This is a genomic window from Hahella ganghwensis DSM 17046, from assembly GCF_000376785.1.
Taxonomy (GTDB): Bacteria; Pseudomonadota; Gammaproteobacteria; order Pseudomonadales; family Oleiphilaceae; genus Hahella; species Hahella ganghwensis.
Genome location: NZ_AQXX01000136.1, coordinates 34,830 through 59,675, shown reverse-complemented (window position 1 = coordinate 59,675; position 24,846 = coordinate 34,830). Strand labels below are relative to the sequence as shown.

Annotated in this window: 26 protein-coding genes; 14 read left to right on the top strand and 12 right to left on the bottom strand. The window is 48.5% G+C overall.

Features of this window, described 5'->3' with window-relative positions:
* Positions 1–100: 100 nt before the first annotated feature.
* The 8 genes from ptsN to F566_RS0124380 all read right to left on the bottom strand — a co-directional run bounded on the left by ptsN (position 101) and on the right by F566_RS0124380 (position 6,170).
* The gene (gene ptsN, locus F566_RS0124415) at positions 101–565 is read right to left on the bottom strand and encodes a PTS IIA-like nitrogen regulatory protein PtsN (RefSeq protein ID WP_020409661.1); all 465 of its coding nucleotides are present in this window, start codon (positions 563–565) and stop codon (positions 101–103) included.
* A 10-nt stretch (positions 566–575) separates the two neighbouring features.
* A complete protein-coding gene (gene hpf / locus F566_RS0124410; RefSeq protein ID WP_020409660.1) occupies positions 576–884 on the bottom strand; it encodes a ribosome hibernation-promoting factor, HPF/YfiA family in 309 nt (102 codons plus the stop codon).
* Positions 885–1,013: 129 nt separating this feature from the next.
* On the bottom strand, positions 1,014–2,507 hold the full coding sequence (locus tag F566_RS0124405; protein ID WP_033416856.1) for an RNA polymerase factor sigma-54: 1,494 nt from the start codon (positions 2,505–2,507) through the stop codon (positions 1,014–1,016).
* A gap of 228 nt (positions 2,508–2,735) precedes the next feature.
* Entirely contained in the window at positions 2,736–3,461 is a 726-nt protein-coding gene (gene lptB / locus F566_RS0124400; RefSeq protein ID WP_020409658.1) for an LPS export ABC transporter ATP-binding protein, read from the bottom strand.
* Positions 3,458–3,994: a lipopolysaccharide transport periplasmic protein LptA gene (lptA, locus tag F566_RS0124395; RefSeq protein ID WP_020409657.1), complete on the bottom strand. Its 537-nt coding sequence runs from the start codon at positions 3,992–3,994 to the stop codon at positions 3,458–3,460. Before lptA ends, lptB begins: the two co-directional genes overlap by 4 nt.
* Positions 3,978–4,556, bottom strand: coding sequence for an LPS export ABC transporter periplasmic protein LptC (gene lptC, locus F566_RS33920; protein ID WP_020409656.1), 579 nt, complete (start codon positions 4,554–4,556; stop codon positions 3,978–3,980). The genes lptA and lptC overlap by 17 nt, the downstream gene beginning before the upstream one ends.
* Before the next feature lie 34 nt (positions 4,557–4,590).
* Positions 4,591–5,145 carry a KdsC family phosphatase gene (locus F566_RS0124385; protein WP_020409655.1) on the bottom strand — a complete coding sequence of 185 codons (555 nt, stop codon included), beginning with the start codon at positions 5,143–5,145 and terminating at the stop codon, positions 4,591–4,593.
* 47 nt (positions 5,146–5,192) lie between these two features.
* Positions 5,193–6,170 (bottom strand): KpsF/GutQ family sugar-phosphate isomerase, encoded by a 978-nt coding sequence (locus F566_RS0124380; RefSeq protein WP_020409654.1) that lies wholly within the window; start codon positions 6,168–6,170, stop codon positions 5,193–5,195.
* A gap of 314 nt (positions 6,171–6,484) precedes the next feature.
* Between F566_RS0124380 and F566_RS0124375 the strand changes: the two genes are divergently transcribed.
* From F566_RS0124375 to hisC, 10 genes are all read left to right on the top strand, one after another.
* Positions 6,485–7,324, top strand: coding sequence for an ATP-binding cassette domain-containing protein (locus F566_RS0124375; protein WP_033416838.1), 840 nt, complete (start codon positions 6,485–6,487; stop codon positions 7,322–7,324).
* On the top strand, positions 7,296–8,075 hold the full coding sequence (mlaE, locus tag F566_RS0124370) for a lipid asymmetry maintenance ABC transporter permease subunit MlaE (RefSeq protein WP_020409652.1): 780 nt from the start codon (positions 7,296–7,298) through the stop codon (positions 8,073–8,075). The genes F566_RS0124375 and mlaE overlap by 29 nt, the downstream gene beginning before the upstream one ends.
* A 2-nt stretch (positions 8,076–8,077) precedes the next feature.
* Positions 8,078–8,530 (top strand): outer membrane lipid asymmetry maintenance protein MlaD, encoded by a 453-nt coding sequence (gene mlaD / locus F566_RS0124365; protein ID WP_020409651.1) that lies wholly within the window; start codon positions 8,078–8,080, stop codon positions 8,528–8,530.
* A 78-nt stretch (positions 8,531–8,608) separates the two neighbouring features.
* Entirely contained in the window at positions 8,609–9,271 is a 663-nt protein-coding gene (locus F566_RS0124360; protein ID WP_020409650.1) for an MlaC/ttg2D family ABC transporter substrate-binding protein, read from the top strand.
* Entirely contained in the window at positions 9,272–9,628 is a 357-nt protein-coding gene (locus F566_RS0124355; protein WP_020409649.1) for an STAS domain-containing protein, read from the top strand.
* A 111-nt stretch (positions 9,629–9,739) separates the two neighbouring features.
* On the top strand, positions 9,740–9,982 hold the full coding sequence (locus F566_RS0124350; protein WP_020409648.1) for a BolA family protein: 243 nt from the start codon (positions 9,740–9,742) through the stop codon (positions 9,980–9,982).
* Positions 9,983–10,020: 38 nt separating this feature from the next.
* Entirely contained in the window at positions 10,021–11,283 is a 1,263-nt protein-coding gene (murA, locus tag F566_RS0124345; protein ID WP_020409647.1) for a UDP-N-acetylglucosamine 1-carboxyvinyltransferase, read from the top strand.
* Positions 11,284–11,371: 88 nt separating this feature from the next.
* Entirely contained in the window at positions 11,372–12,001 is a 630-nt protein-coding gene (gene hisG / locus F566_RS0124340) for an ATP phosphoribosyltransferase (RefSeq protein WP_020409646.1), read from the top strand.
* Between the two features lie 101 nt (positions 12,002–12,102).
* Positions 12,103–13,398, top strand: coding sequence for a histidinol dehydrogenase (hisD, locus tag F566_RS0124335; protein ID WP_020409645.1), 1,296 nt, complete (start codon positions 12,103–12,105; stop codon positions 13,396–13,398).
* Between the two features lie 49 nt (positions 13,399–13,447).
* Positions 13,448–14,542 (top strand): histidinol-phosphate transaminase, encoded by a 1,095-nt coding sequence (hisC, locus tag F566_RS0124330; protein ID WP_020409644.1) that lies wholly within the window; start codon positions 13,448–13,450, stop codon positions 14,540–14,542.
* Between the two features lie 32 nt (positions 14,543–14,574).
* On the opposite strand, the gene F566_RS0124325 is transcribed toward hisC, so the two are convergent.
* On the bottom strand, positions 14,575–15,693 hold the full coding sequence (locus tag F566_RS0124325; protein ID WP_245555297.1) for a S1C family serine protease: 1,119 nt from the start codon (positions 15,691–15,693) through the stop codon (positions 14,575–14,577).
* Between the two features lie 283 nt (positions 15,694–15,976).
* Between F566_RS0124325 and F566_RS0124320 the strand changes: the two genes are divergently transcribed.
* A complete protein-coding gene (locus tag F566_RS0124320; RefSeq protein WP_020409642.1) occupies positions 15,977–16,735 on the top strand; it encodes a Nif3-like dinuclear metal center hexameric protein in 759 nt (252 codons plus the stop codon).
* 113 nt (positions 16,736–16,848) lie between these two features.
* Here the strand turns inward: F566_RS0124320 and F566_RS0124315 are convergent, their stop codons facing one another.
* Complete coding sequence (locus F566_RS0124315; RefSeq protein ID WP_020409641.1) at positions 16,849–17,343, bottom strand: Z-ring associated ZapG family protein; 495 nt, start codon at positions 17,341–17,343, stop codon at positions 16,849–16,851.
* A gap of 291 nt (positions 17,344–17,634) precedes the next feature.
* Between F566_RS0124315 and zapE the strand changes: the two genes are divergently transcribed.
* Positions 17,635–18,747: a cell division protein ZapE gene (zapE, locus tag F566_RS0124310; RefSeq protein ID WP_020409640.1), complete on the top strand. Its 1,113-nt coding sequence runs from the start codon at positions 17,635–17,637 to the stop codon at positions 18,745–18,747.
* Between the two features lie 184 nt (positions 18,748–18,931).
* Here zapE and F566_RS0124305 read toward each other — a convergent pair whose 3' ends face one another.
* Complete coding sequence (locus tag F566_RS0124305) at positions 18,932–20,113, bottom strand: thiolase family protein (RefSeq protein WP_020409639.1); 1,182 nt, start codon at positions 20,111–20,113, stop codon at positions 18,932–18,934.
* 377 nt (positions 20,114–20,490) lie between these two features.
* Here F566_RS0124305 and F566_RS0124300 point away from each other — a divergent pair, with 377 nt between their 5' ends.
* Together F566_RS0124300 and F566_RS0124295 are read left to right on the top strand one after the other, a co-directional pair.
* Complete coding sequence (locus F566_RS0124300; RefSeq protein ID WP_020409638.1) at positions 20,491–22,257, top strand: DUF1302 domain-containing protein; 1,767 nt, start codon at positions 20,491–20,493, stop codon at positions 22,255–22,257.
* 40 nt (positions 22,258–22,297) lie between these two features.
* Positions 22,298–23,671, top strand: coding sequence for a DUF1329 domain-containing protein (locus F566_RS0124295; protein ID WP_020409637.1), 1,374 nt, complete (start codon positions 22,298–22,300; stop codon positions 23,669–23,671).
* A gap of 85 nt (positions 23,672–23,756) precedes the next feature.
* Here F566_RS0124295 and F566_RS0124290 read toward each other — a convergent pair whose 3' ends face one another.
* Positions 23,757–24,662, bottom strand: coding sequence for an acyltransferase (locus F566_RS0124290; RefSeq protein WP_020409636.1), 906 nt, complete (start codon positions 24,660–24,662; stop codon positions 23,757–23,759).
* Between the last annotated feature and the right edge of the window lie 184 nt (positions 24,663–24,846).

The following is a 24,846-nucleotide window of genomic DNA, read 5'->3' as shown; positions in this document are numbered from 1 at the left end:
GCCGGATCGTCAAGTTGGTAGCCTATCGATACAACACCTTTGACTGAATCAGTCTGAATACGTTCCCATTTCCCAGACTGAGTTTCATTGCAATGCCTCACTAGTTACCCATGGCAATGCTAAAAAGGTTCTGGTCATCTTCGCAGTTTCTGAGTTCTTCACAGTAACTACGATCATTGAATTTCTGGGCCAGTTGGCTCAGTAGGTCCAGATGTTCGCTTGTTGCTTCTTGAGGGACGATAAGGACAAAAAGCAGATCTACCGGCTCATTATCGATAGCATCAAATGGAATTTTTTCTTTCAGTGTAATGAGTGCACCGATTACTCTGTCGCAGTTCTCCAACCTGCAATGGGGAATAGCAATACCCTGCCCAATACCTGTGCTCCCCAATCGCTCACGGCAGATGAGATTGGTGAACAGGGCATTTTCGTCAAGAAAGGGGTAGTGCTGGGAAACCAGTTGGGCAATAAATTCCAGAACTTTCTTTTTGGAAGAGCCCGCGACCTGACAGCGGGTCAGGGCGGGCGAAATGATCGATTCGATCGTAATTGCGTTATCAGTCATAGATTCAATGTTAGCGTGCAGAGGCACCGTGTGCGCGATCTACATTCTTTTCTTTATATTTCAGTATCTGTCGGTCAAGTTTGTCTACCAGGCCATCGATTGATGCATACATATCTTCGTGTTCAGCGTTGGCATGGATGTCTGCGCCGCTGAGGTGTAGAGTTGCCTCGGCAATTTGACGCTGCTTCTGAATGGAAAGCGTGACTTGGACATTGCTGATGTTGTCGACGTGACGTTCGAGCTTGTCAAACTTGTTTTTGACGTATTCTTTAAGTGGCTCAGTTAATTCGACATGATGTCCGGTAATGTTCATTTGCATATGTAGCTCCTAATGCCAAGATAGGGTGCATTACGATCTTTGCACTTCCATGAAAATACTAACACATCCAGGATGTGACCAATTGATGTGGATCTATTTGAATACCTCCTTCAGACTTCATTTCAGACATTAAATCAGTCGTTTACGTTCGTTGGAAGGTGGAATGGAGAGAGCCTCCCGGTATTTGGCAATGGTTCTTCGTGCCACGTTAATTCCCTGTTCTCCCAGTAAAGCAGCAATTTTGCTGTCGCTCAACGGCTTTTTGGGAGATTCGGCTGCCACCAGCTTCTTGATAATAGCGCGAATCGCTGTCGACGAACACTCGCCGCCGGACTCGGTGCTGACGTGGCTGGAGAAAAAATACTTCAGCTCGAATACACCTCTGGGCGTATGCATATACTTTTGTGTGGTCACACGGGAAATTGTGGACTCGTGCATTTCCACCGCTTCCGCGATGTCATGCAATACAAGCGGCTTCATGGCCTCTTCGCCATAATCCAGAAAACCTTGCTGATGTTCCACGATCTGTGTTGCTACTTTCAACAGAGTTTCATTACGGCTCTGTAGGCTTTTGATAAACCAGCGTGCTTCCTGTAATTGATCCCGAAGGTAAGTGTTGTCTGCACTGCTATCCGCCCTTTTTACCAGAGATGCGTAACCAGGATTGACTCTGATGCGGGGAGAAATTTCCGGATTAAGCTCAACCAGCCAGCGCCCGTTAGCTTTTCGCACAACAACGTCAGGGACAACATATTCCGTTTCACTTTCCTGAATGCTTTGTCCCGGTTTGGGGTGGAGCCCCTGAATCAGTTTCAGCACCTGTCGGAGATCTTCTTCTTTCAAACGGCTGCGACGCATCAGTTGTGCATAGTCGCGATTTCCCAGAAGATTGATGTAATGACTGACCACCAGTTTTGCCTGGCCGAGCCAGGGGGTATCTTTGGGCAATTGGTTTAGCTGATTAAGCAGGCATTCCTGCAGGGAGTTGGTTGCGACACCAGGAGGGTCAAATTGCTGTACCCGTTTGAGTACTGCCTGGACTTCATCAAGCTCAATGCCTTCCTCGCCCTCTGTTTCAAGACCGCTGTGTATTTCCTCATCCGTTTGCGTCAGATACCCGTCCTGGTTAACCGCGTCAATTATGGCAATTGCGATGACCCGGTCAGTGTCGGACATAGGGGTCAGGTTGAGTTGCCAGAGTAAGTGGTCCTGCAGCGTTTCGCCTTTGCTGTTACGGGACTCAAAATCAAACTCATCATCTGTACCACTGTAACTGGTGTTGCTGCCCTGGTAGACGTCATCCCAGGCAGTGTCCACAGGCAGGTCGTTAGGGATGGAGTCATTCCAATTGTCATCTTCCGAATAGGAGGGGTCCTCACTCGCAGAGGTGTCGGTAGCGGCCTCTTTTGCATTGGCGACCAACCGCTCAGTGATTTCATCATTCTGAGGATTGCTATGGGGCTCTTCGTCTTCATTCACCTCGAGCATAGGATTCGATTCAAGCGCCTGCTGAATCTCCTGTTGCAGATCGAGGGTTGAGAGCTGCAGTAATTTGATTGCTTGTTGCAGTTGAGGCGTCATGGTCAATTGTTGACCAAGCTTCAGCTGCAATGATGTTTTCATAACCATCTAATGCTAACCACCAAAATAGGCACAGATTTTGTATCACTTTCTATTATAAAAAAACAAGTTCTGCAATGGCCGATTTGGTTTTAATTTAAAATTCGTTGTTTAAGTGCTTTTTTTAACAACCCAGAGTTGCATTTTCCGTATTACATTGTCGGGTTAAGGCTGACTTTCCGATCTGGCCTTACATCTGGCGGATATCTGATCAAACTGATGAAAGAAGAATCAAAGCTTGAAGCGATCTCCCAGATAGACTTCTTTAACTTTCTGGTTTTCCAGAATTTCTGAAGGTGTCCCGCTGGCGATGATGTATCCTTCACTTACAATATAGGCGCGTTCACAAATATCCAAGGTCTCTCTTACATTGTGATCGGTAATAAGTACTCCGATGCCTCGAGCTTTCAGGTGCTCAATGATCTGTTTGATGTCATTGACCGAGATGGGGTCTACGCCGGCAAAGGGCTCATCGAGAAGTACGAAATCGGGTTCAGTGGCAAGAGCGCGGGCAATTTCCACACGACGGCGCTCTCCGCCTGACAAACTCATACCGAGGCTTTTGCGGATATGGGTAATGTGAAATTCCTGTAACAGCTCTTCCATCTTGTGCTTGCGGTCCTTGCGACTCAGATCCTGCCTTGTTTCCAAAATGGCGTAAATATTTTCTTCAACAGTGAGCTTCCGAAATACCGATGCTTCCTGTGGCAAGTATCCAATGCCTTTGCGTGCCCTGCCGTGCATCGGCAGAGCCGTGATATTCTGTTCATCAATAAATATGGCACCTTTATCACAAGGTATCAAACCCACTACCATATAAAAACAGGTGGTTTTTCCGGCACCATTCGGCCCAAGCAGGCCGACGATTTCGCCGCTGTTTATTTCTACGCTGACGTCTTTGACTACTGGGCGCTGTTTATAGGCTTTTGCCAGATTTCGAGCAGAAAGAGTGGTCATTGCGGATCAGCCTTAGGCGGTTGATAAATGATTTCAACTCTGCCGGTGTCTTCACCACTTTTAGAGGACTCTGCTGTCACCAGTCTCTTGACGGTGTCGTAGATAATCTCCTCTCCCTGAAAAGAACTGTTGGGCTGTTCCAGGCGTGCTTCTTGTCGCAGCGTTACCTGATTCTTGTCTCTCTCATACCGAATCTCCCTGGCGTAGGCGTGAGTGAATACGTCTGTTTCCTTATCATGTTGAATCAGGTGTGCCGGTTTTCCTGTGGCAAAAAAACTTTTAATGCCGCTGTCGTCTGAAATGAGAATAACTTTGGCAGCTTCAAGGCGAGATTGACCCTGAGTAATAATGACATTGCCTGTATAGGTTGATTTGCCTGCAATGTCATCCAGCTGGGCTCTGTCGGCCTGGATTTTTATGGGTTCGTCGCTCCCTGTGCTCAGGTTGATGGCCGTGCTGATAGACGGCAAAAAAGACAGGAGGATCAGCGTAAGGCAAAGCAGCAGTTTGGGGCGCTTACTTGGGTTGTACATAGTGACCTTCAACCTTGGAAAGGAGGGTGATTTTTTTCTTGGCGATATTGGCCTTCATGCCAACCGCGGTGAGTTCGCTTGAGCTGGACGTTATCTTAACTGGTTGATCAGTAGCGATAAAGCCGGACTTGTTGGCGTAGTTCAGCTTTTCTGTAAACATGGAAAATGTCTCTCCCCTGCGGTCCGTCCCCAGTATGCGAACGTTCCCCATCAGGACCAAATAGTCTTTCTGAACGTCAAATTGTCCTTCTAGGGACTGGGCGTTCCAGCTGGGTTTTCCTTCCTGATACAATTGAAGTTTCGGGTTGGTCAGCAGGCCGATATTGGTTTGGGGAAAGTGTTTGGCGCGCTCACTGTGCAGAACACTTTCAAGATTGCCGTGCTGATCAAAGGTTCGGTATTCTGCTCCAGTGACAAAGGCATCGGGTTCGTCCACCAGCATCGGTTCATCCTGGAACAGGCTCACGGGGGTATTGGGGGTGAGCACAGAGTAGAGAATGATGCCTGAAATGGCTATAGCTCCGATCAGCAGCTTGAGATTGTTTTTCAACGTCTGTTTCATAGAGAGTTTGGCGTTGTCCCGGTTTTGGCGGAAATCACAAATAAGCTTCCAGTGCAGTTTGCAGCTTGCCCTGACTACTGAGAATCAGGTCGCAGACTTCACGCACTGCACCTTGGCCACCTGGTGATTGAGTGCAGTAATCTGCATGCTGGCGGACAAACCAGTGGGCATTGGGAACGGTGAATCCAGCAGAACAGGCCCTGATAGCACTAAGGTCTGGTAGGTCGTCCCCTACGTAGGCGCAGTCCTCAAGAGCAAGGTTCAGTTGTCGGCATAGTTCCAATAAGGCGATTTTTTTGTCCTCACGTCCTTGGGCGATATGTTTGATGCCGAGGTTTTCTGCTCGTCTGGAGGTCAGGGGAGAGCTGCGGCCAGTTATGATGGCTACGATGATTCCATTATCCTGTAGCAGTTTAATGCCCAGGCCGTCCAGGATGGAAAAGCCTTTGATTTCATCTCCATTGGCACTGAAGTACAAGGTCCCGTCACTGAGAACTCCGTCCACGTCCAGGGCCAGTAGCTTGATGTCTTTTAGTTTGTCCACCAGAGACTGGGGGGCATTTTGCAAAATCGTAGTAATTTCAGTCATCGTTAGCCATTCTGGTTAAATACAGTTCTGGTTGAATCTTGCTCGGATCAAACGACACCTGCGCGTAGCATGTCCTGCATATTGAATGCGCCTATAACTTCTCCTGACTCTGTTACCACTGGCATGGCTCCAATGGCCTTTTGCTGCATTACAGACAAAGCTTCAGCTGCCAGTGTGTCCTTGGAGACGTATTTGAATTGCTTTGTCATGACGTCATCGATAACGCAGTTATGGATATCAATTGCCTTGTCCAGAGAGCGGCGTAAATCTCCATCAGTGAAGATTCCGCATATCTTGTTGTTGGCATCAACGACGCAAGTCATTCCCAGACCTTTACGAGTCATTTCCAGTAAGGAGCTGCTCAAGCTTTCTCCTGATTTGACAACGGGAACCCGATCATCCGCATGCATAATGTCCGATACTTTCAGCAGTAGGCGCCTTCCAAGTGCACCACCCGGGTGAGAAAAGGCGAAATCCTCAGCAGAAAACCCTCTGGCTTCCAATAAGGCAATCGCCAGTGCGTCACCGAAGACAAGGCTTGCCGTTGTGCTGGAGGTCGGTGCCAGGCCTAGAGGACAGGCCTCCGAAGCGACACTGACATCCAGATTGACATCGGCCATCTGTGACATTGTGGATTTTGGATTTCCGGTCATGCTGATCAGACGGGCGTTCATTCGTTTGATCAGCGGGAGTATGGTAACCACCTCGGCGGTGTTTCCAGAGTTGGAGAGTGCCAGCACCACATCCTTGGATGTGATCATGCCCAGGTCTCCGTGGCTGGCTTCTCCAGGGTGAACAAAGAAAGCTGGGGTGCCCGTGGAGGCCAGCGTTGCGGCAATTTTAGTACCTATGTGACCGGATTTGCCCATCCCAGTGACAACAACCCGGCCTTCGCATGCCAGAATAATGTCGCAGGCCTTTACAAAGTCTTCATCCACTCTGTGTTTCAGGGTGGCTACCGATTCGGCTTCAATCTCTATCGTGCGTATAGCAGCCTTGATGTATTCATGGCTATGGTCTGTCATCCGACGGTTCGTCCTAAATGGTGAGTCATTTGTGCCATGTCAGATCGGATGCTGACAAAATTTTAATCGGCAACCAGTCTGTTAGGCTTTTGTTCAGATTGGTTCGGTATTATAGAGTGCATGTAACCGGCTGCAACTGAAAGCTCGTTAACTCTTTTGTCCGGGCGTCCTGAGGCTGCTGCCTTTTTGGGAACGATCTGGTATATTTCGCGCTTTAAGTTGGCGCTGCTAACTTTGCCTCGCAGCCGGGATCTATGCTGCAGGTTGTCTTAGTATGCATGGGCTCTCCAGGCTCCAGTTATTTTGAGGAATGCATGAATCAGGCATCCGACAATTATGTCGAAATCAGGGGAATGTCATTTTCCCGCGGTGACCGTTTGATCTTTGATAATGTGGACATCGATGTCCCGAAAGGAAAAATCACGACCATCATGGGCCCAAGTGGCACAGGTAAAACGACCCTTCTAAAGTTGATCGGTGGACAGCTCAGACCTGATCAGGGCCGGATCCAGGTGAATGGTCAGGAAGTTACTCGTCTGAAGCGCAAAGAGCTCTATTTGTTACGCGAGCGGATGGGGATGTTGTTTCAATCCGGTGCTTTGTTCTCAGATTTGACGGTATTTGAGAATGTGGCTTTTCCATTGCGGGTTCACACAGACCTTCCCGAAGAGATGATTCATGATCTGGTACTGATGAAGCTCCAGGCCGTGGGATTGCGCGGAGCGAGAGAGTTGATGCCCAGCGAGCTTTCCGGAGGGATGGCGCGGCGAGCTGCGTTGGCAAGGACCATTGCTTTGGATCCTGAAATGGTGATGTATGATGAACCCTTTACCGGGCAGGACCCAATCGCAATGGGAGTGATCGTGCAGTTGATTCGCCTGTTAAATGATGCGTTGGGGCTGACAAGTATTGTTGTCTCCCATGATATTCAGGAATCCCTCAGCATTACTGATCATCTTTGCATTGTCGCTGACGGAAAAGTCATGGGGCAGGGCAGTCCTGAACAATTGAAGCAGGAAGGAAGTGCTTTTGTGAAACAGTTTCTCAATGGGTTGCCGGATGGGCCGGTACCTTTCCATTACCCCGCGCCGGACTATGGTGTCGACCTGTTGCAAGGAGACCAGGATGCTGGATTTTCTGCAACGGACCGGTAAGAAAGGATTACTCTCAATCGCCGCTTTAGGCCGGGCCGGGATGTTTTTGATCGGTTCGCTGACAGGGATTCCCAGTTGGAAAGGGGTCCCTTTATTTATCAAGCAGCTCTACTCTATTGGTGTGTTGTCGCTGGTGATTATCATCGTCAGCGGTTTGTTTATTGGGATGGTGTTAGGGTTGCAGGGATATAATATCCTTGTCGATTACGGATCTGAGCAGGCCATAGGTCAAATGATCGCGCTGACCCTGGTGAGGGAGCTTGGCCCTGTGGTGACAGCGCTGCTCTTTGCCGGCCGGGCCGGTTCAGCCTTGACTGCCGAAATCGGGCTGATGAAAACAACGGAACAGCTTTCCAGTCTTGAGATGATGGGCGTGGATCCGTTAAAGCAGATCGTCGCTCCGCGCTTGACGGCAGGCTTTGTTGCAATGCCTTTGCTCGCCATGATTTTTAGTGTGGTGGGCATATGGGGTGGGATGATGGTTGGTGTTGACTGGCTGGGGGTCTACGAAGGTTCTTTTTGGGGCAACATGCAGTCAGCCGTTGATTTTCGTGAAGATATTCTGAACGGCGTCGTCAAAAGTATTGTGTTTGGGGTTGTGTGTACCTGGATCGCTGTTTTTCAAGGATATGATTCTGTACCAACATCTGAAGGCATCAGTGCCGCCACTACGAAAACGGTAGTGTACTCTTCCCTGGCTGTTCTGGGATTGGATTTTATTTTGACCGCTGTCATGTTTGGAGATTTTTAGATATGCGACTGCGCACAATGGAAATATCAGTAGGGCTTTTTATCATGGCGGGCGTCGCCGCTCTATTCCTGCTGGCACTGGAAGTCAGTGGGCTCTCCCTGCGTCCCACAGAAAAAACTTATAAGGTCTATGCTGAATTCAATGATGTTGGTGGATTGCGAGTCAGAGGGAAGGTGTCTCTGGCTGGTGTCACGATTGGCCGTGTCAGTAATATTTATCTCGACAATCGAACCGTGAAAGCTGTGGTAGAAATGGATATTGATTCTGAAGTGGATTATCTGAGCCGGGACAGCATTGCTGTCGTCAGCACGGCGGGTCTGTTGGGCGAAAAATATATCAATGTCTCTATTGGTGGAGATGAAGAAGTGCTGGAAGAGGGAGATTTCTTTGATAGTACGCAAAGTGCACTGAATCTGGAAAAGTTGATCAGTGACTTCGCAACCAATAAGTTTTAGGGCCGGGTGGCGTGTGTCAGCTCTAATCGGTTAATAAATGAGATTGCTGGACGTTTTGTTAATTTTGGGATCAATCACATGAAATATATTGCAAGCAGATTGTGTCTGGTCGCCATGCTTATGGTGGCTTTTGGTGCCTGGGCTGACATTGCTGGGGATGTAAGGAAAACGGTAGAGGACAGCACCGAGTTTCTCGTAAATAAGCTTGAGCAGGAACGGGAAACCTATAATACCGATCCGAATAAGTTTTATTCCGTCATGGAAGAGGCGTTGTCCGACTCGGTCGATTTTCGTCGCATTGCAGCCCGCGTTATGGGGCGCTATCGCCGGGAGGCGACTTCCGATCAAAAGAACGCGTTCGTAGAGGCTTTCAAGAAAAGTCTGTTTAATGCCTACGGCAAAACATTGGTTGAAAGTGGTGAATTCCAGATTGATGTGCTGAATGCTGATGTTAATCCAAGGGATGAGGATAAGGCGACTGTTGAGCTGGAAGTGACAACAGCGACAGGGAGCAAATATCCGGTTGTGTACGCTATGTATAAAAATTCCAATGCTCAGAAGTGGCTGCTTGAAAACGTTGTTGTGAATGGTGTGAATATCGGGCTGGCGTTCAGGGATCGATTTGAGCAGCAGTATTCTCAATATAATGGCGACATTGACCAGGTGGTAACTAATTGGTCCAGTGAGCTGGCAGAAAATGAGATAAAAGAGGCCAGTTCTGATAAGGGTGGTCAAGAATAGATGGGGCTGGTTAATACGGAGCGGAAGCCTGTGTCTGAAGCCCAGGTGGATTGGAAATCGGGTGTGGGTAATGATGGTGCGACCTTGGCTTTAACTGGGCATATTGATTTTGACAATTGTGTCAAAGTGATGCAAGAGGGAGAGCGATACCTGTCGGGTAGTGCTGGTACAGGTAAGAACGTCTGTATTGATGTATCTGGAGTGGAAAATGCTCACAGTGTTCTGCTGTCTGTCTTGCTTCGGTGGCTGGCTCTCTCTGAAAAAGTTCAACTTGAAGCCAGTGTTTCAGGCTTGTCCGGCAAAATGTTTGAGGTGGCCCGTGTCAGTGGTATAGACACGGTGTTACCTATTCAGTAACCGCAGTTTGGGGGCAATTAATTGCCCCCAAACTGCGGATTAATTTGGGTGCCATGCCTGCAATAGGGTAGAATTACGCGCCTGTAAAAAATTCCTTTGAGGTTGTATCGAATGTCACCCGAAGAACTGCAAACAATTCTGCAAGAAAAACTCTCCGACTGTGACGTGCAGGTGTCCGGTGATGGTTACCACTACGAAGTGGTGGCTGTGGGTGAGAGGTTTGCTGGTCTCTCTCCTGTCAAGAAGCAGCAGACAGTTTACGGTTGTATAAATGATTTGATTGTTGATGGTACTGTTCATGCGGTGTCGATCAAAACCTATACTCCGGCTGAATGGTCAGAACTCAATAGTTAATTCCGGAAAACCGGTATCAAGACAACCAGGTAAAACGCATGGACAAATTACTGATCAATGGCGGCAAGCCATTGAGCGGAGAAATTCGCATATCCGGCGCCAAGAACGCCGCTCTTCCAATTCTGGCCGCCACTTTGCTGGCTGACGAACCTGTCACCGTAGGCAATTTACCGCACTTGAACGATATCACCACCATGATTGAGCTGTTGGGCCGCATGGGGGTGGAATTGTTGATTGACGAGAAGATGAGTATTGAGGTACATGCCAATACTATCAAGCATTTGACAGCCCCCTATGAGCTTGTCAAAACCATGCGTGCTTCCATTCTGGTTTTGGGGCCGATGGTGGCGCATTTCGGTCAGGCAGAAGTGTCTCTCCCCGGTGGCTGTGCTATCGGAAGTCGCCCTGTAGATTTGCACATTCGTGGACTGGAAGCGATGGGCGCCCAAGTCGAAGTCGAGGGTGGCTATATCAAGGCCAAAGTCGATGGGAGGCTAAAAGGTGCGCATATCTACATGGATACTGTGACGGTTACCGGTACGGAAAACATTCTGATGGCAGCGACGCTGGCGGACGGTAAAACCATTATCGAAAATGCTGCGCGCGAGCCGGAAGTAATTGATTTGGCTGAATGCCTGATAAAAATGGGCGCAGACATTAAAGGCCACGGTTCTTCCACGATCGAGATCAATGGTGTCAAACGTCTGAAAGGTTGCCATTATGATGTGTTGCCTGACAGAGTCGAGACTGGTACCTACCTTGTCGCCGCTGCCGCGACCCGTGGCCACGTCAAGTTAAAGGATACCCGCGAGGATTTGCTGGAAGCTGTGCTGCTGAAGCTCGAAGAAGCTGGAGCCCATATCAACACCGGTTCAAACTGGATTGAGCTGGACATGAAGGGAAATGCGCCTAAAGCGGTGAGTGTCAGAACCGCTCCCTATCCAGCATTTCCCACAGACATGCAGGCGCAGTTCGTGACGCTGAATGCTGTTGCTGAAGGAACAGGGGCTGTCATAGAAACCGTATTTGAAAATCGGTTCATGCATGTGCATGAGTTGATTCGAATGGGGGCGAAGATAAAGCTGGAGGGGAATACCGCGATCACCGAAGGTGTTCCGATTCTGGCCGGTGCTCCGGTAATGGCGACAGACTTGCGTGCTTCTGCCAGTCTCGTCATTGCAGGTCTGGTTGCTACCGGAGATACGGTGGTGGATCGGATCTATCATATTGATCGTGGATACGAGTGTATTGAAGAAAAAGTACAGTTACTGGGTGGCAAGATTAGACGTCTACCCGGCTAATGTACGATAGGCTGAGAAGGAGAGGGTGCACCCTCTCCTGCAAACTTCCCCTTGGGCTGCAATGCCCTGCGACAACTGAAAACGGGTCATGAATTCAAATATAACGATTGCTTTATCCAAAGGCCGGATTCTGGACGACACATTGCCGCTATTGGCAGCAGCCGGAATCGTACCAGAAGAAGATTTAAGGAAGAGCAGAAAGCTCATCTTCGGCACAAACCGGGATAACGTCAAATTGGTTGTGCTAAGGGCAACAGATGTACCAACTTACGTTCAGCATGGTGTGGCGGATCTTGGAGTCGCGGGAAAAGACGTTCTGATGGAACATGGGTCGGAAGGTTTGTATGAGCCGTTGGATCTCAGGATTGCCACCTGTCGGTTAATGACGGCAGCAATCAAGGGCGTTGAGCCTAAATCAGGCCGTATTAAGGTGGCTACGAAGTTTGTGAATATTGCCAAGCGTTACTACGCAAGTCGTGGTATCCAGGCTGATATCATCAAGCTTTATGGCGGTATGGAGTTAGCGCCGTTGATGGGGTTGGCGGATGAGATTGTCGACATTGTCGATACCGGGAATACGCTGAAAGCCAATGGACTGGAAGCCCGGGATCTGATCTGTCATATCAGCTCAAGGTTGATTGCCAATAGTGCCTCCATGAAGATGAAGCATACGATGATTCAGCCTATTGTTGATTTGATTGCGAAAGCGGTTGATTAGAGGCTGTCGAATTTAAGGTGATTGAAGAAGATCATAGGTTGTTTTTCTTTCATTGTGCATCGTGAGAATATTTGAGCAGTTGATACAGGCAGGAATCTGAAATGCGTGAACTTGATAGTTGTCAGAATGACTTTCAATCGGCACTGGATGCTTTGTTGGCTTTTGAGGAAGAAGCTAACGCCAATGTTAATCATGTCGTGGAAGAGATTCTGTCACATGTAAAGCTGCGCGGAGATGATGCCGTTGTCGAATACACCTGTCGATTTGACCGCATGTCGGCGGAGTCTATGAAAGACTTGAAGGTGCCCAGGGAAAAGCTTCAGGAAGCGTTTGATTCCCTTTCCTCTGGAGAGCAGGAAGCGCTGCATGTCGCTGCTCAGCGTATCAGAGATTATCACAGCAAACAGGTTCAGGATTCTTGGCAATATCAAGAGGCGGATGGAACCATACTGGGTCAGAAGGTCACGCCACTGGATCGTGTCGGCATTTATGTACCCGGAGGCAAAGCTGCCTATCCTTCTTCGGTGCTGATGAATGCCATTCCTGCGAAAGTGGCGGGGGTCGGTGAAATTATCATGACTGTGCCGACACCTGGCGGTGATTTGAATCCACTGGTTCTTGCTGCTGCAGCGGTTGCCGGAGTGGATCAGGTGTTCACTATTGGTGGTGCCCAGGCTGTCGGTGCGCTGGCTTATGGCACAGGTTCGGTGCCTCGTGTTGACAAGATTGTAGGTCCGGGAAATATATATGTAGCCACAGCGAAGCGTATTGTTTTTGGAGCGGTTGGGATTGACATGATTGCCGGCCCCTCTGAAATCTGTGTGGTTTGCGACGGTAAAACCAATCCTGACTGGATAGCTATGGATCTGTTCTCTCAGGCAGAGCATGATCAGGATGCTCAGTCTATTCTGATTTCCCCGGACGCTGAATTTTTGGAGGCGGTGAAAGCCTCTGTGAAGAAGCTGCTTCCGGGTATGGAACGCAAAGACATCATCGATGCCAGCCTGTCATCTCGTGGCGCACTGATTAAAGTGCAGGACATGGATGAAGCCGTTGAGGTCGTCAATAAAATTGCGCCCGAACACTTGGAGCTTTCTGTCGCAAATCCGGATTCATTATTACCTTCGATACGTCATGCCGGTGCGATTTTTATGGGAAGGTACACCGCTGAAGCGCTTGGTGACTATTGTGCGGGTCCCAATCACGTATTGCCAACTTCCGGCACGGCTCGTTTTTCAAGTCCATTGGGGGTTTATGACTTTCAGAAGCGCTCATCAATTATTCATTTTTCGGCGCAGGGAGCTTCGCAGGTCGGGCGCACCGCTTCTGTTCTGGCCAGAGGGGAAGGCCTGACAGCTCACGCGATGTCTGCCGAATATCGAATTAAAGACGATTGAATTTTGAGCGAATCTGGCGTTAAGCCAGTGTATTGATAGAGGCTGAACAATGAGTGATAAAAACAGAGTGGCGCAATGGGTGCGGCCGGAAATTCGGGCGATATCTGCGTATCATGTAGCTTCCTCTGCCGGTATGCTGAAATTGGATGCCATGGAAAATCCTTACAGCTTTCCTGAGTCTCTGCGCCAGGATGTTGCAGATGCCCTGCATTCCACTGCGGTAAATCGTTATCCGGATCCTGAGGCTTCTGACATCAAAGCTGCCTTGAAGTCTCTTTATCGGCTGGACGACTCTGTTGATATCCTGTTTGGCAATGGCTCGGATGAAATTATCCAGATTCTTGCCATGGTCATGGGGGGGCCGGGAAGAACGATCCTGTCGCTGGAACCAAGCTTTGTTATGTACAAAATGATAGCAACCTTCACTGGCAGCGATTATGTTGGTGTGCCGCTATCCAGCGATTATGACATTGATATTGAATCCACAATCGAGGCTATCCAGCAGCATCAGCCATCTCTGGTGTTCATCGCCCAGCCTAATAATCCAACAGGAAATCTGTTTTCTGACGCAGCGTTAAGGGCCATTGTTGAGGCTGCACCGGGAGTTGTCGTCATTGATGAGGCGTATACGGCTTTCACTGATGCCGATTATATGTCCTGGCTGCAGGATAACGAGCATGTGTTGATCATGCGAACCTTTTCCAAGGTCGGCTTGGCTGGATTGCGGTTCGGGATGTTGTACGGTTCGCCGCTGTGGATTGAACAATTCAATAAAGTAAGGCTTCCATACAACATCAATTCGTTGACTCAGTCTGTTGCTCTGAAAGCTCTAGAGAACTTTGACATGCTGCTGGAACAGACGGAGCAGTTGCGTAAGGATCGAAGTGTTCTTTTTGATGCCCTTTCAGAGTTCTCTTCGTTTAAAGTATTTCCTAGCGAAGCCAATTTTATTTTGGTCAGGCTGCCTCACTCCGCGCGCCGAATATTTGAATTGCTGAAAGAGCAGGGGGTACTGATTAAGTGTCTGGACGGTGCCCATCCGATGCTGTCGGAATGTTTACGGTTTACTGTGGGGACTCCTCAGGAAAACGAGCAGTTATTGAAAGCCCTTAAGTCAGTCGTGGAGGCTGTCGGGCTATCATGATTTCCGGCGTATGGCTTTAATTTCTAGCTTCTCTATTCAACTGGCCGGTCGGTAATAACCGGCCTGATTTCAAGTAATTCTCCCCGTCGGAAGACGGTAAGGGTTGCTTGACTGCCTGGCCGCATGCCTGAAACCAGTATTTTCCCTTGCTGAGCCGAGGTGATGGCGGTACCGTTGATTCTCAATATGACGTCTCCCGCCAGAAGCCCTTCCCTGGCGGCGGGGCTGTTCTCATGTACCCCTGTCACCAGCATTCCGTTTGTATGTCCAAGTCCGAAAAAATCTGCTTCATAGGGGGTAAGGGCATGCATTTCCACTCCCAAATAACCCCTGACAACTTTTCCATTCTTAATCAGTTCTCTGGCGATTCGCATGGCGATTTCCGCCGGAATCGCGAAGCTGATTCCCTGATATGTCCCGTCTGTCGAAAACAGGGCAGTCACTATTCCTATCAGTTCTCCCGCAGGGTTTACTAAAGCGCCTCCTGAACTACCAGGGTTAATCGCGACATCTGTCTGAATATAATTCTCGATATTGGCCAATCCCAGATTGCTTCGACCGAGGCCGCTGACAATGCCTTGCGTGACCGCCTGGCCAACACCGTAAGCATTTCCTATTGCCAGAACGATATCGCCAGGGCGGGGAGTGGTGGTATCGAAGTTGATGGGTTGCCCCATGCCGTTGTGATCTTTTTGTGAAGGTGTTGAGATAAATTTCGGCGGTATTTTTATGACAGCCAGATCACTGTCAGGGTCCTCGGCAACCAGGGTGGCTGCTACAGTTTCCCCGTTTGACAGGCTGATGCGAATATTCTCTGTCATGCGTACAACGTGGTAGTTGGTAAGGATGTGACCCTGGCTATCAATAATGACTCCTGATCCCAAGCGAGGTGACTTAGGCTCAGGCTTGCTTAACCGGTCGCCGTAGCTGGAAAACAGAGGGTTGTTCCAAAGTCCCGTGTTTTCATCATCCGCACTTTCACTGTAAATGCTGACGACAGACGAGGCGGCGCGCTTAACAGCTGCTGCATAGCTTAATGGTGACGGGGATGCGGGCTTGGGGTGTTGGTAAAGATACCAGGTCAAGTAGATCAGGGCCGATAGAAGACCGATGATAATGGACATTAAGACCTGAGTGCTGCTTCTGTGCATATATACCAACAGTGATTCGGTTTGATGGAGAGAGGCGTTTTTCTTAGATAAAACAGTATATTGCCATAGAAATAATAGAGTATATATCCGTGTTAGGCACTAATCCTACTCCGGTCTGTAGTAGATGTGGTTAATGTCGGGGGAGATAATGCTGGTGCTGGCGAAATCAGTCCGTAGATGAGCGTGATAGATGGAAGTGGATTTGTCAGAGCGGTTTGTCGCTGAAGGGAACTTTGCCATAATGGCCGGATATTGAGTCAAAAGTGGTTTATAGGAGGGCATCTTGGTTCAGCAGCAAGTGCTATTAAGCAGATTGAATGAATGGTTACAGCCGAATATGGTGCGAGACTTCTGTCCGAATGGTCTCCAGGTGGAAGGGTGTCATGAAATCAAGAAAATCCTCTGCGGGGTGACGGCGACACAGGCTCTGATAGATCGTGCTCTGGAAACAGGAGCTGATACCTTATTGGTGCATCATGGTTATTTCTGGAAATCAGAAAACCCATCTATAGTTGGTATGAAGCGTCGCCGGCTGGCCAGTTTGTTAGTGAACAATATCAATCTGTTTGCTTATCATCTGCCTTTGGATATTCATCCAGAATTTGGAAATAATGCGGGCTTGGCGCGGCAGTTGGAATTGGTTGTTGAGGGGCAGATAGATGCGGGAGGCACTCCTGGGTTGCTTTGGTATGGCAGATTACCCAGACCCATGACTCACACAGACCTGAATGAATACGTCAGTCACCGCTTGAGTCGGGCGCCGTTGGTTGTGTCGGGCGGGAAGGAAAAGGTTGAGACTGTGGCTTGGTGTACCGGTGGAGCTCAGGGGTTTATCGATGATGCCCATGCATTGGGGGTTGATGCCTACATTAGTGGTGAAATATCCGAACAGACAACGCACAGTGCGCGTGAGCAGGGGATTACCTATATTGCTGCAGGGCATCACGCATCTGAACGTTATGGCGTACAGTTGCTGGGGGAGCGGGTTAGGAAGGAGTTTGATGTAATCGTCGAGTACTGCGAGCTTGCTAATCCGGCTTGATGGATTGTCTGAGTGTATTCCAGGACAATCACTAAGATAAGTTACTAACTATATAAGGATAAGGCGCGCAGCATAGGATGCGCGCCTATTTTCTGTACAGACGGTGCTCTGTGTCACTCGGTACTGGCTTTGTCTTTCTTGGCCGTAGAGTCTTCTTCGTTGGGATTAGGCTGGAAGCCAAAATCCTCGGCGAGAGTTCCCTTTTCCTTTGGACTGCTCTTAGGAGCGTAATCTCTGGGAGGATCAAACAGCTCTGCCTGATACCTTTCATTCTTGGAAAGCTTTTCAGTGCGAAGAGGCTTTGTGGGGGCAGAAGATGCCACTAACGATTTAAACTCTGTATCACTGCACAGACGCTCTGCACCTACTGCCAGATGATTGAAGATTTCCCGATAGTTGGCATTGAGTCGTCCAAGCATCTCAGCCGTCCGGGTAAAGTGCTCCGTGACCTCGGCTTGATAGCGCATATGCTGGTCTTGCAGCTGATCCATCTGGCTTTCCAGCCGTCTGTTCTTAGCGCTTTCTGAATGCAGAAACTTGTGCAGAAGAATGCCTATCCCGGTGCCGATCAGGAATGCGATAACCGCAATTACTATAGTAGAACCCATATATTGTTTCGCTCAATCAAGCTGTTCAATCAAATTTCAGGTCAAGTATACCGATTTTACTCGGACTATTTCCATGCCGGACTGGTAGCTTTTGGTCGCAAGGGGGGGGCATCCCAATGCCGGAAAAGCTGCAAGTTACGTATAATTCGTCGATGCAGTGGCTAATATGCGTTGAAATAGGCAAAATATGGGCGTTTTTGGGCAGTACTTGATGATCTTAAAAAAAGTCTGAAGATTGAAAAAATTGTTAAAACCTTTCAGTAAAACCAAAAGTGGTGAGGTGAGGAAGTAGTGACAACTCCACTGGAGAAATACCGTCGGGATCTGGAAAGATCTGATTTCAGTTATGACGTAGCCCAGGAAATGGCCGTCAATAAGCTGCAGGATCTTTATGAGCGATTGGTGAAAGCCGAGGAGAAACGCCAGTCCCAGAGTCCATTTGCCAGGCTGGCAAGCAAAGTCTCGCGCAAGAAGAGTAAAGTCTCTCCGGAAAAAGGTCTCTATTTTTGGGGCGGTGTTGGTCGTGGTAAGACTTATCTGATGGATACGTTTTACGAAAGTTTGCCTTTCGAGCGAAAAATGCGGGTACATTTTCATCGATTTATGCAAAAGGTTCATCAGGAATTAAAAGCCCTCAAAGGCGAGAAAAATCCATTGGAGCAAGTGGCTGACAGATTCAGTAAAGAGGCCAGCATTATCTGCTTTGATGAGTTTTTTGTGACGGATATTGGTGATGCGATGATTCTGGGAACGCTGATGGAAGGCCTATTTTCCCGTGGGGTGGCTTTGGTCTGTACCTCAAATATCGTACCGGACGGACTCTATAAGGACGGTTTGCAGAGACAAAGATTTCTTCCTGCTATTGCTCTTTTGAACGAGCATACGGAGGTGGTAAATGTCGATGGCGGCACTGACTATCGTTTACGTTCGTTGGAGCAGGCGGAGCTTTACCATTTTCCTCTGGATGACGAGGCAGATGCCAGTTTGGAGCAAAGTTATCAGAATTTGGCTTTGGAAGATGGCTGCCATGGTGTTGAGCTTGAGGTTAATGGACGTCTCCTGAAAGCAATCAAGCGAGCAGAGGATGTTGTATGGTTCGATTTTAAAGAGCTGTGCGACGGTCCTAGAAGTCAGAATGATTATATTGAGCTGGCGAAAGAGTTTCACGCTGTTCTGGTGAGTGACGTTCCGGTATTAAAGGCGGATGTTGAAGATCAGGCTCGCCGCTTTATCAACCTGGTGGATGAGTTTTATGACCGTCGTGTGAAGATGATCATTTCTGCCGAAGCGGCGATTCATGAGATTTATCAGGGAGAGCGTTTGAAGTTTGAATTCGAACGTACTGAAAGCCGACTTCTGGAGATGCAATCCCGGGAATATCTGGCTTCCCCTCACAGGGCTTAAGTTTTTTCAGACTGTCGGATTTAAACAGGTTCTGGGATTACAAAGTAAGGAGCAGGTTTTCTCTCTGTTGAACAGTTCGTCAAAACTCAGAGATAGAAGCTCTGACGTTAAAACTCTGACCTACCTCGATACCTTGTTATCAGGCCTGTATCAACAGGCCTGAGTTTTATGCATTAAGGTTCACTTATAGAATTTCTATCGCGACAGCAGTAGCCTCACCGCCCCCAATACACAGCGCGGCAACGCCTTTCTTCTTACCTTGCTTTTTCAGTGCGTGCATGAGTGTCACGATAATTCGTGAGCCAGTCGATCCCACTGGATGACCCTGAGCACAGGCACCTCCGTATACATTGACCTTATCCATATCCAAGCCCAGCTCCTGAACTGCCAGCATGGTGACCATGGCGAAAGCTTCATTGATTTCATACAGGTCTACGTCATTTATGGTCCAGCCTGCTTTATCAAGAACCTTCTGGATTGCCCCGATGGGGGCAATGGTGAATTCTTCAGGCGCTTGGGAGCTTGTACTGTGAGCAACGATGCGAGCTTCCGCTTTGATATTTCGGCGTTCAGCCTCCTCCGCACTCATCAGAATCAGTGCGGAAGCGCCGTCAGAGATGGAGCTGGAATTGGCTGCTGTGATGGTGCCGTCTTTCTGGAAAGCCGGGCGCAGAGTGGGAATTTTATCGAGCTTGGCATTCCCGGGTTGCTCGTCATGTTCAACCAGGACATCCCCTTTGCGAGTTCTGACTGTAACCGGAACGATTTCATCATCCAGTAAACCCGCATCTATTGCTTTCTGTGCCCGGGTGAGGGAACGGATAGCAAATTCGTCCATTTGCTCACGATTAATGTTAAACCTGTCTGCAACTTCCTGGGCAAAAGACCCCATGAGTCTGCCGCTTTTGGCATCCTCCAGGCCGTCAAGAAACATGTGATCCTTGATTTCGCCGTGGCCCATGCGATAGCCGAAACGGGCTTTCTCAAGAATATAAGGGGCATTGGACATGCTTTCCATGCCGCCGGCGACCATGATGTTATTGGTTCCGGCCTTGATCAGGTCATGGGCCAGCATGGTGGCTTTCATGCCGGAGCCGCATAGCTTATTGACGGTCGTCGCGCCGCTAGTGTTGGGAATGCCCGCATCCAACATTGCCTGACGGGCGGGGCCTTGTTTCAATCCCGCGGGGAGTACGCAGCCCATAATTACTTCTTCTACATCCGAAGGGCTGAGATTGGCTTTCTCAATGGCTGATGAAATGGCAATCGCGCCCAGTTCAACGGCCGTCATGGCGCTCAGGCTACCCTGAAATCCACCCATTGGAGTACGTGCTCCGGAAACAATGACAACGTCTGTTGCTTTCATGACCTTCCTCTTATTGCTCTCTATTATTCAGATTGTTATTTCAGCTTCGATTGTTAATTCAGCATGTACAAAACGCTTGCTCCATAGTTTACCAAGCTTTCTGTTCAGTCGGAATTAACCTTCAAAAGTTGTCCGGAAATATGGACGATCAGTTCCACAAACTTTCTTATTTATTCGTAACTTGCGATTTTTTCATTAGGCATTGGTGTATATTTAAATTAGCGACTATAGTGTGTAGGAGACTTTAGCGTCGAAGTACCGCCCGTGGTCTTTTTAAACCGGGCGGGAACTAACAAAAACAATATTCTTATCGGGTTTACATCAAGCAACTTCTTGCTTCAGCAGGAAGAAATAGAAAAATAATGGAGTAGCGTTCGATGACGAAAAATAATCAGCGTTGGCATCAGTGGACAATGCTGCCGGTTGCGGCTGCCGTGGCAGCGTCCATATCTGCTCCCGCAAGCGCGTTTCAATTTTATCTGGGCGATATAGAAGGGTCGCTGGATACCACTCTTTCAGCAGGGGCGAGTTGGCGTGTAGAAGACCGGGATCATGCTCAACTGGGCCAGGGTAATTTGGGAGTTCCTGCTGGTAGCACTACAGGGGCTTCAACTTCCAACACCGATAATGGCAACTGGAACTTTAAGAAAGGGGAAACCTATTCCAAATTGTTAAAGGGTACTACCGACCTGTTGCTTCGTTACGAGGATTACGGTGCTTTTACCAGGCTTCGTTACTATTATGATGTCGAATTGAAGGACGAAAGCCGGGCTTACGATAATGTCGGCCAGACTCGACCTTTGGGTGAGGGGACCCTCGATCAGGCCGGTGCAGATGTACGTTTTCTGGATGCCTATGTATGGGCTGATCTCTATGCAGGGGATACACCAATTAACCTGAGGCTTGGCAGGCAGGTTGTCAGTTGGGGGGAAAGTACCTTTATCTTCGGGGGGATCAACTCAGTAAACCCTGTGGACTTCTCGGCGGCAAGGGCGCCAGGAGCTGAAGTAAAAGACGTACTGATGCCGGTAAACATGCTATATGGATCTGTTGGCCTAACTCAAGACGTGACCGTCGAAGCCTTTTATCAGTTTGAGTGGGAAAAAACGGAACCGGATCCCTGTGGGACCTTTTATTCCAATAATGATGTCGCCACCGATGGTTGTGGACCAATATATCTGGCTGGGCAGATTCCAGAATCCTTAGCTGATGCTCAAGGTCTTTATGTCGCACGTGCAGGTGATGATGAGCCGGATAATGACGGTATTTTCGGTGTGGCTTTGCGCTGGTATGCAGCGGATCTGGGGGATACAGAGTTTGGTTTTTACTATACTCGAACTCATAGTACCATCCCTTATGCCAGCTTTATCAGCAGTGAAACTGCTGGAAATCCCTCCACCGCGAACTACTTTATTACTTATCCGGAAGACATTGACCAGTTTGCGATCAGTTTTAACACCAGTACTGATAGTGGCTGGTCGATTGGCGGGGAAATTTCACACCGCCCGGACATGCCTGTAGCGCGTAACGGTTTTGAAATGACGGCCTCTGCACTGGGGCAGCCATACGCGGCTTTTGTGGATGACTGGTCACCTGGTGAGGTTATTCGGGGATATGATGAGTTCCCCATGACCCAGCTGCAATTCACATTTGTGAAATTCTTCGATCAGGTTCTTGGTGCGAGCCGCCTGACTTTTGTGTCAGAAATCGGTGGTGTATACCTGGACGGAATTCCTGATAACTCCCGCTATGGTCGCGACAGTACGTTCGGTATTGGGCCTATTACGACAGGCAGTGGCGATGAATGTACTGACCCGACAATCAATATTAATCCAAGCAACTGTAAAGATGATGGATATGTGACCGACTTCTCAGCCGGTTATCGTATGCGTTTCTCGCTTGATTATCCTGATGTGGCCGCAGGGATCAACCTGACACCAGTTCTGTCACTTAGTCACGATGTTTATGGTTATGGTCCGATCATTTTCAGAGAAGGCAGCAAATCTGTTGGTCTGACGCTGAATGCGCTTTACCTGAACAAATATTCGGCGTCCGTTGGTTACGTATCCTATTTTGGCGGCGAACCTTATAACTACCTCAACGACAGAGACACCGTATCCGCCAGTGTTGGTGTGTCTTTCTAGGAAATTACAATACGAACCAAGGGTTTATGAGGTAACCTCGATGAAATTGAATTCTATGATTAAATACAGTGCCATTGCCGTGGCACTGTCATCTTCGCTTGCTTGGGGTCAGGTTTCTCCTGAAGAGGCAGCGAAACTGGGCGATACTTTAACGCCTATAGGTGCTGAGAAAGCCGGAAATGCAGACGGTACCATTCCTGCCTGGGATGGTGGATTGAGCAGTGTTCCAGCAGGCTTTGATGGTGTTAACTACATTGATCCGTTTGCCGGTGAGTCTCCCAAGTTTGAGATTACTGAATCCAATGCGGATCAGTACAAGGACAAGTTGTCAGTCGGCCAGATGGCGATGCTGAAGAAATATTCCGATTATAAAATCAGGGTATTCCCCACACATCGTACAGCGGCCTATGAACAGATCATTTATGACGCCGCCAAGAGGAATGCGACCTCTGCCAAGCTAGTAGCAGATGGCAACGGAATGAATGACTATGAGCTTTCGGTGCCGTTTCCCATACCCCACGGTACTGATCGCGAAAAAGCGCATCAGATTATGTGGAACCATATTACCCGCTGGCGGGATGGTAGTCTGAAACGTAATGTTGTGCAGATGACGCCTCTGGCAAATGGAGATTATACGCCGGTTAAATTCTCTGAGCAGCTAAGCTATCGTACATCCCTGACGGATTATGATCCGGCGGCTGATCCCAACGTTATCTATTATTTCAAGCAGGAGATCACTTCTCCGGCTCGTTTGGCAGGTAATGTTCTCCTGGTACATGAGACTTTGAACCAGGTAAAAGAGCCACGTCGTGCCTGGATATACAACAGTGGTCAACGTCGGGTGAGAAGGGCTCCTCAGGTTGCTTATGACGGCCCGGGAACCGCTTCTGATGGCCAGCGTACCACGGACAACTTTGATATGTTTAACGGTGCTCCTGACCGTTATGACTGGAAGTTGATGGGTAAAAGGGAAATGTATATTCCATACAATTCCTATGAGCTGAATTCCAAGAAAAATTCATATGACTCAATTATCAAGGCCGGCCATATTAACCAGAATCTGGCACGATATGAGCTGCACAGAGTCTGGGTGGTGGAGGCGACTCTGAAGCCTGGCGAACGTCATATCTACGCCAAGCGAGTCTTCTACGTGGATGAGGATACCTGGCAGATTGTATTGGTCGATCATTATGATGGTCGCGGCGATCTTTGGCGCGTAGCCGAAGGCCACCACATCTATTTCTACGACCAGAAAATTTCCTGGTTTTCAGCAGAAACTCTGTATGATCTGTTGTCTGGGCGCTATCTGGTCCTTGGCCTGACCAATGAAGAGCCAAAAGGATATGAGTTTGATGTTGAAAGCGGTTCCGATGAGTTTACGCCGGCAGCTTTGAGAAGGGCTGGTCGTCGTTGATACTCCATCAGTGATATTTAAAAAGGCGGGGTATCCCGCCTTTTTTATGTGCTTTACAGCACTGCTGAATCAGATACCTGGCAACTCAGGCTTTTGGATATTGTTTATGGAGTTGGGCCAACAGCGCGTCTTTCTCTTTCCAGAGCTCTGATACCCATTCTTGAAACTCTGAACGAAACTGTTCATCGTCCATGTAGTCCTTACCGAGAAACTGAGACGGTAATTCGATTTTCTGAATCCGCACCACCACTCTTCTTACACGACCGGACATAAAACTCCAGAACCCACGGTCATCTCCAGGGTAATGGATGGTGATATTCAGCATTGTGTGGAGCTGCTCTCCCATTGCCCCAAGGACAAAAGCCGCGCCGCCAGCTTTGGGCTTCAACAGGTATTGGTAGGGTGACTTTTGTCGACGGTGTTTTTCCTCGGTATAGCGGGTGCCTTCCAGGAAGTTAAATACTGTTACCGGGGTGTATTTGAATTTTTCACAAGCTTTGCGGGTCGTTTCGAGATCTTTTCCTTTCAGCTCAGGATTTCTCTCAATTTCCTCTTTGCTATAACGTTTCATAAAGGGAAAATCCAGAGCCCACCAGGCAATACCTATAAAGGGGACCCATATTAGTTCCTGTTTCAAGAAGAATTTGATCATCGGAATTTTTCGCATGAGGACTTTCTGGACGACAGGAATATCTGCCCAGGACTGATGGTTACAAGTCACGAAATACCAGTCTTTGGGGGACAATCCTTCCAATCCCTCAATATCCCAGTGTATGTCGTGCATTACACTCAAAAGCAAGTTATTGAATCCAATCCAGAGATTCGCGATTTCGATCAAAATAATGGTGCATATTTTGCGAAAGAACTGGATAGGAATTATCAGTTTCAGAAAGGCAAACAGCAGCACGAGAGGAAATAAAGTTACTGTCGAAAGGCCGATTGATGTAAGCGTTAAAGCCCCTCTGAGCCAGTGTGGAAGAAAGCTAAGCATAGATGTCGTATTTTTCTAATTAATGGACGCATTTTTATGAGAAATGCATGAATTCAAGACAAATAGCGAATAACGCCGTATTTTCAGGGATGATTCTCCCATCATTTGGCGTTCAGGTTAAGACTAAATGTCAGAGGAGAAGACAAATTTGGGAAGCACTGACCTAAGCACTTATTGAGGTCAG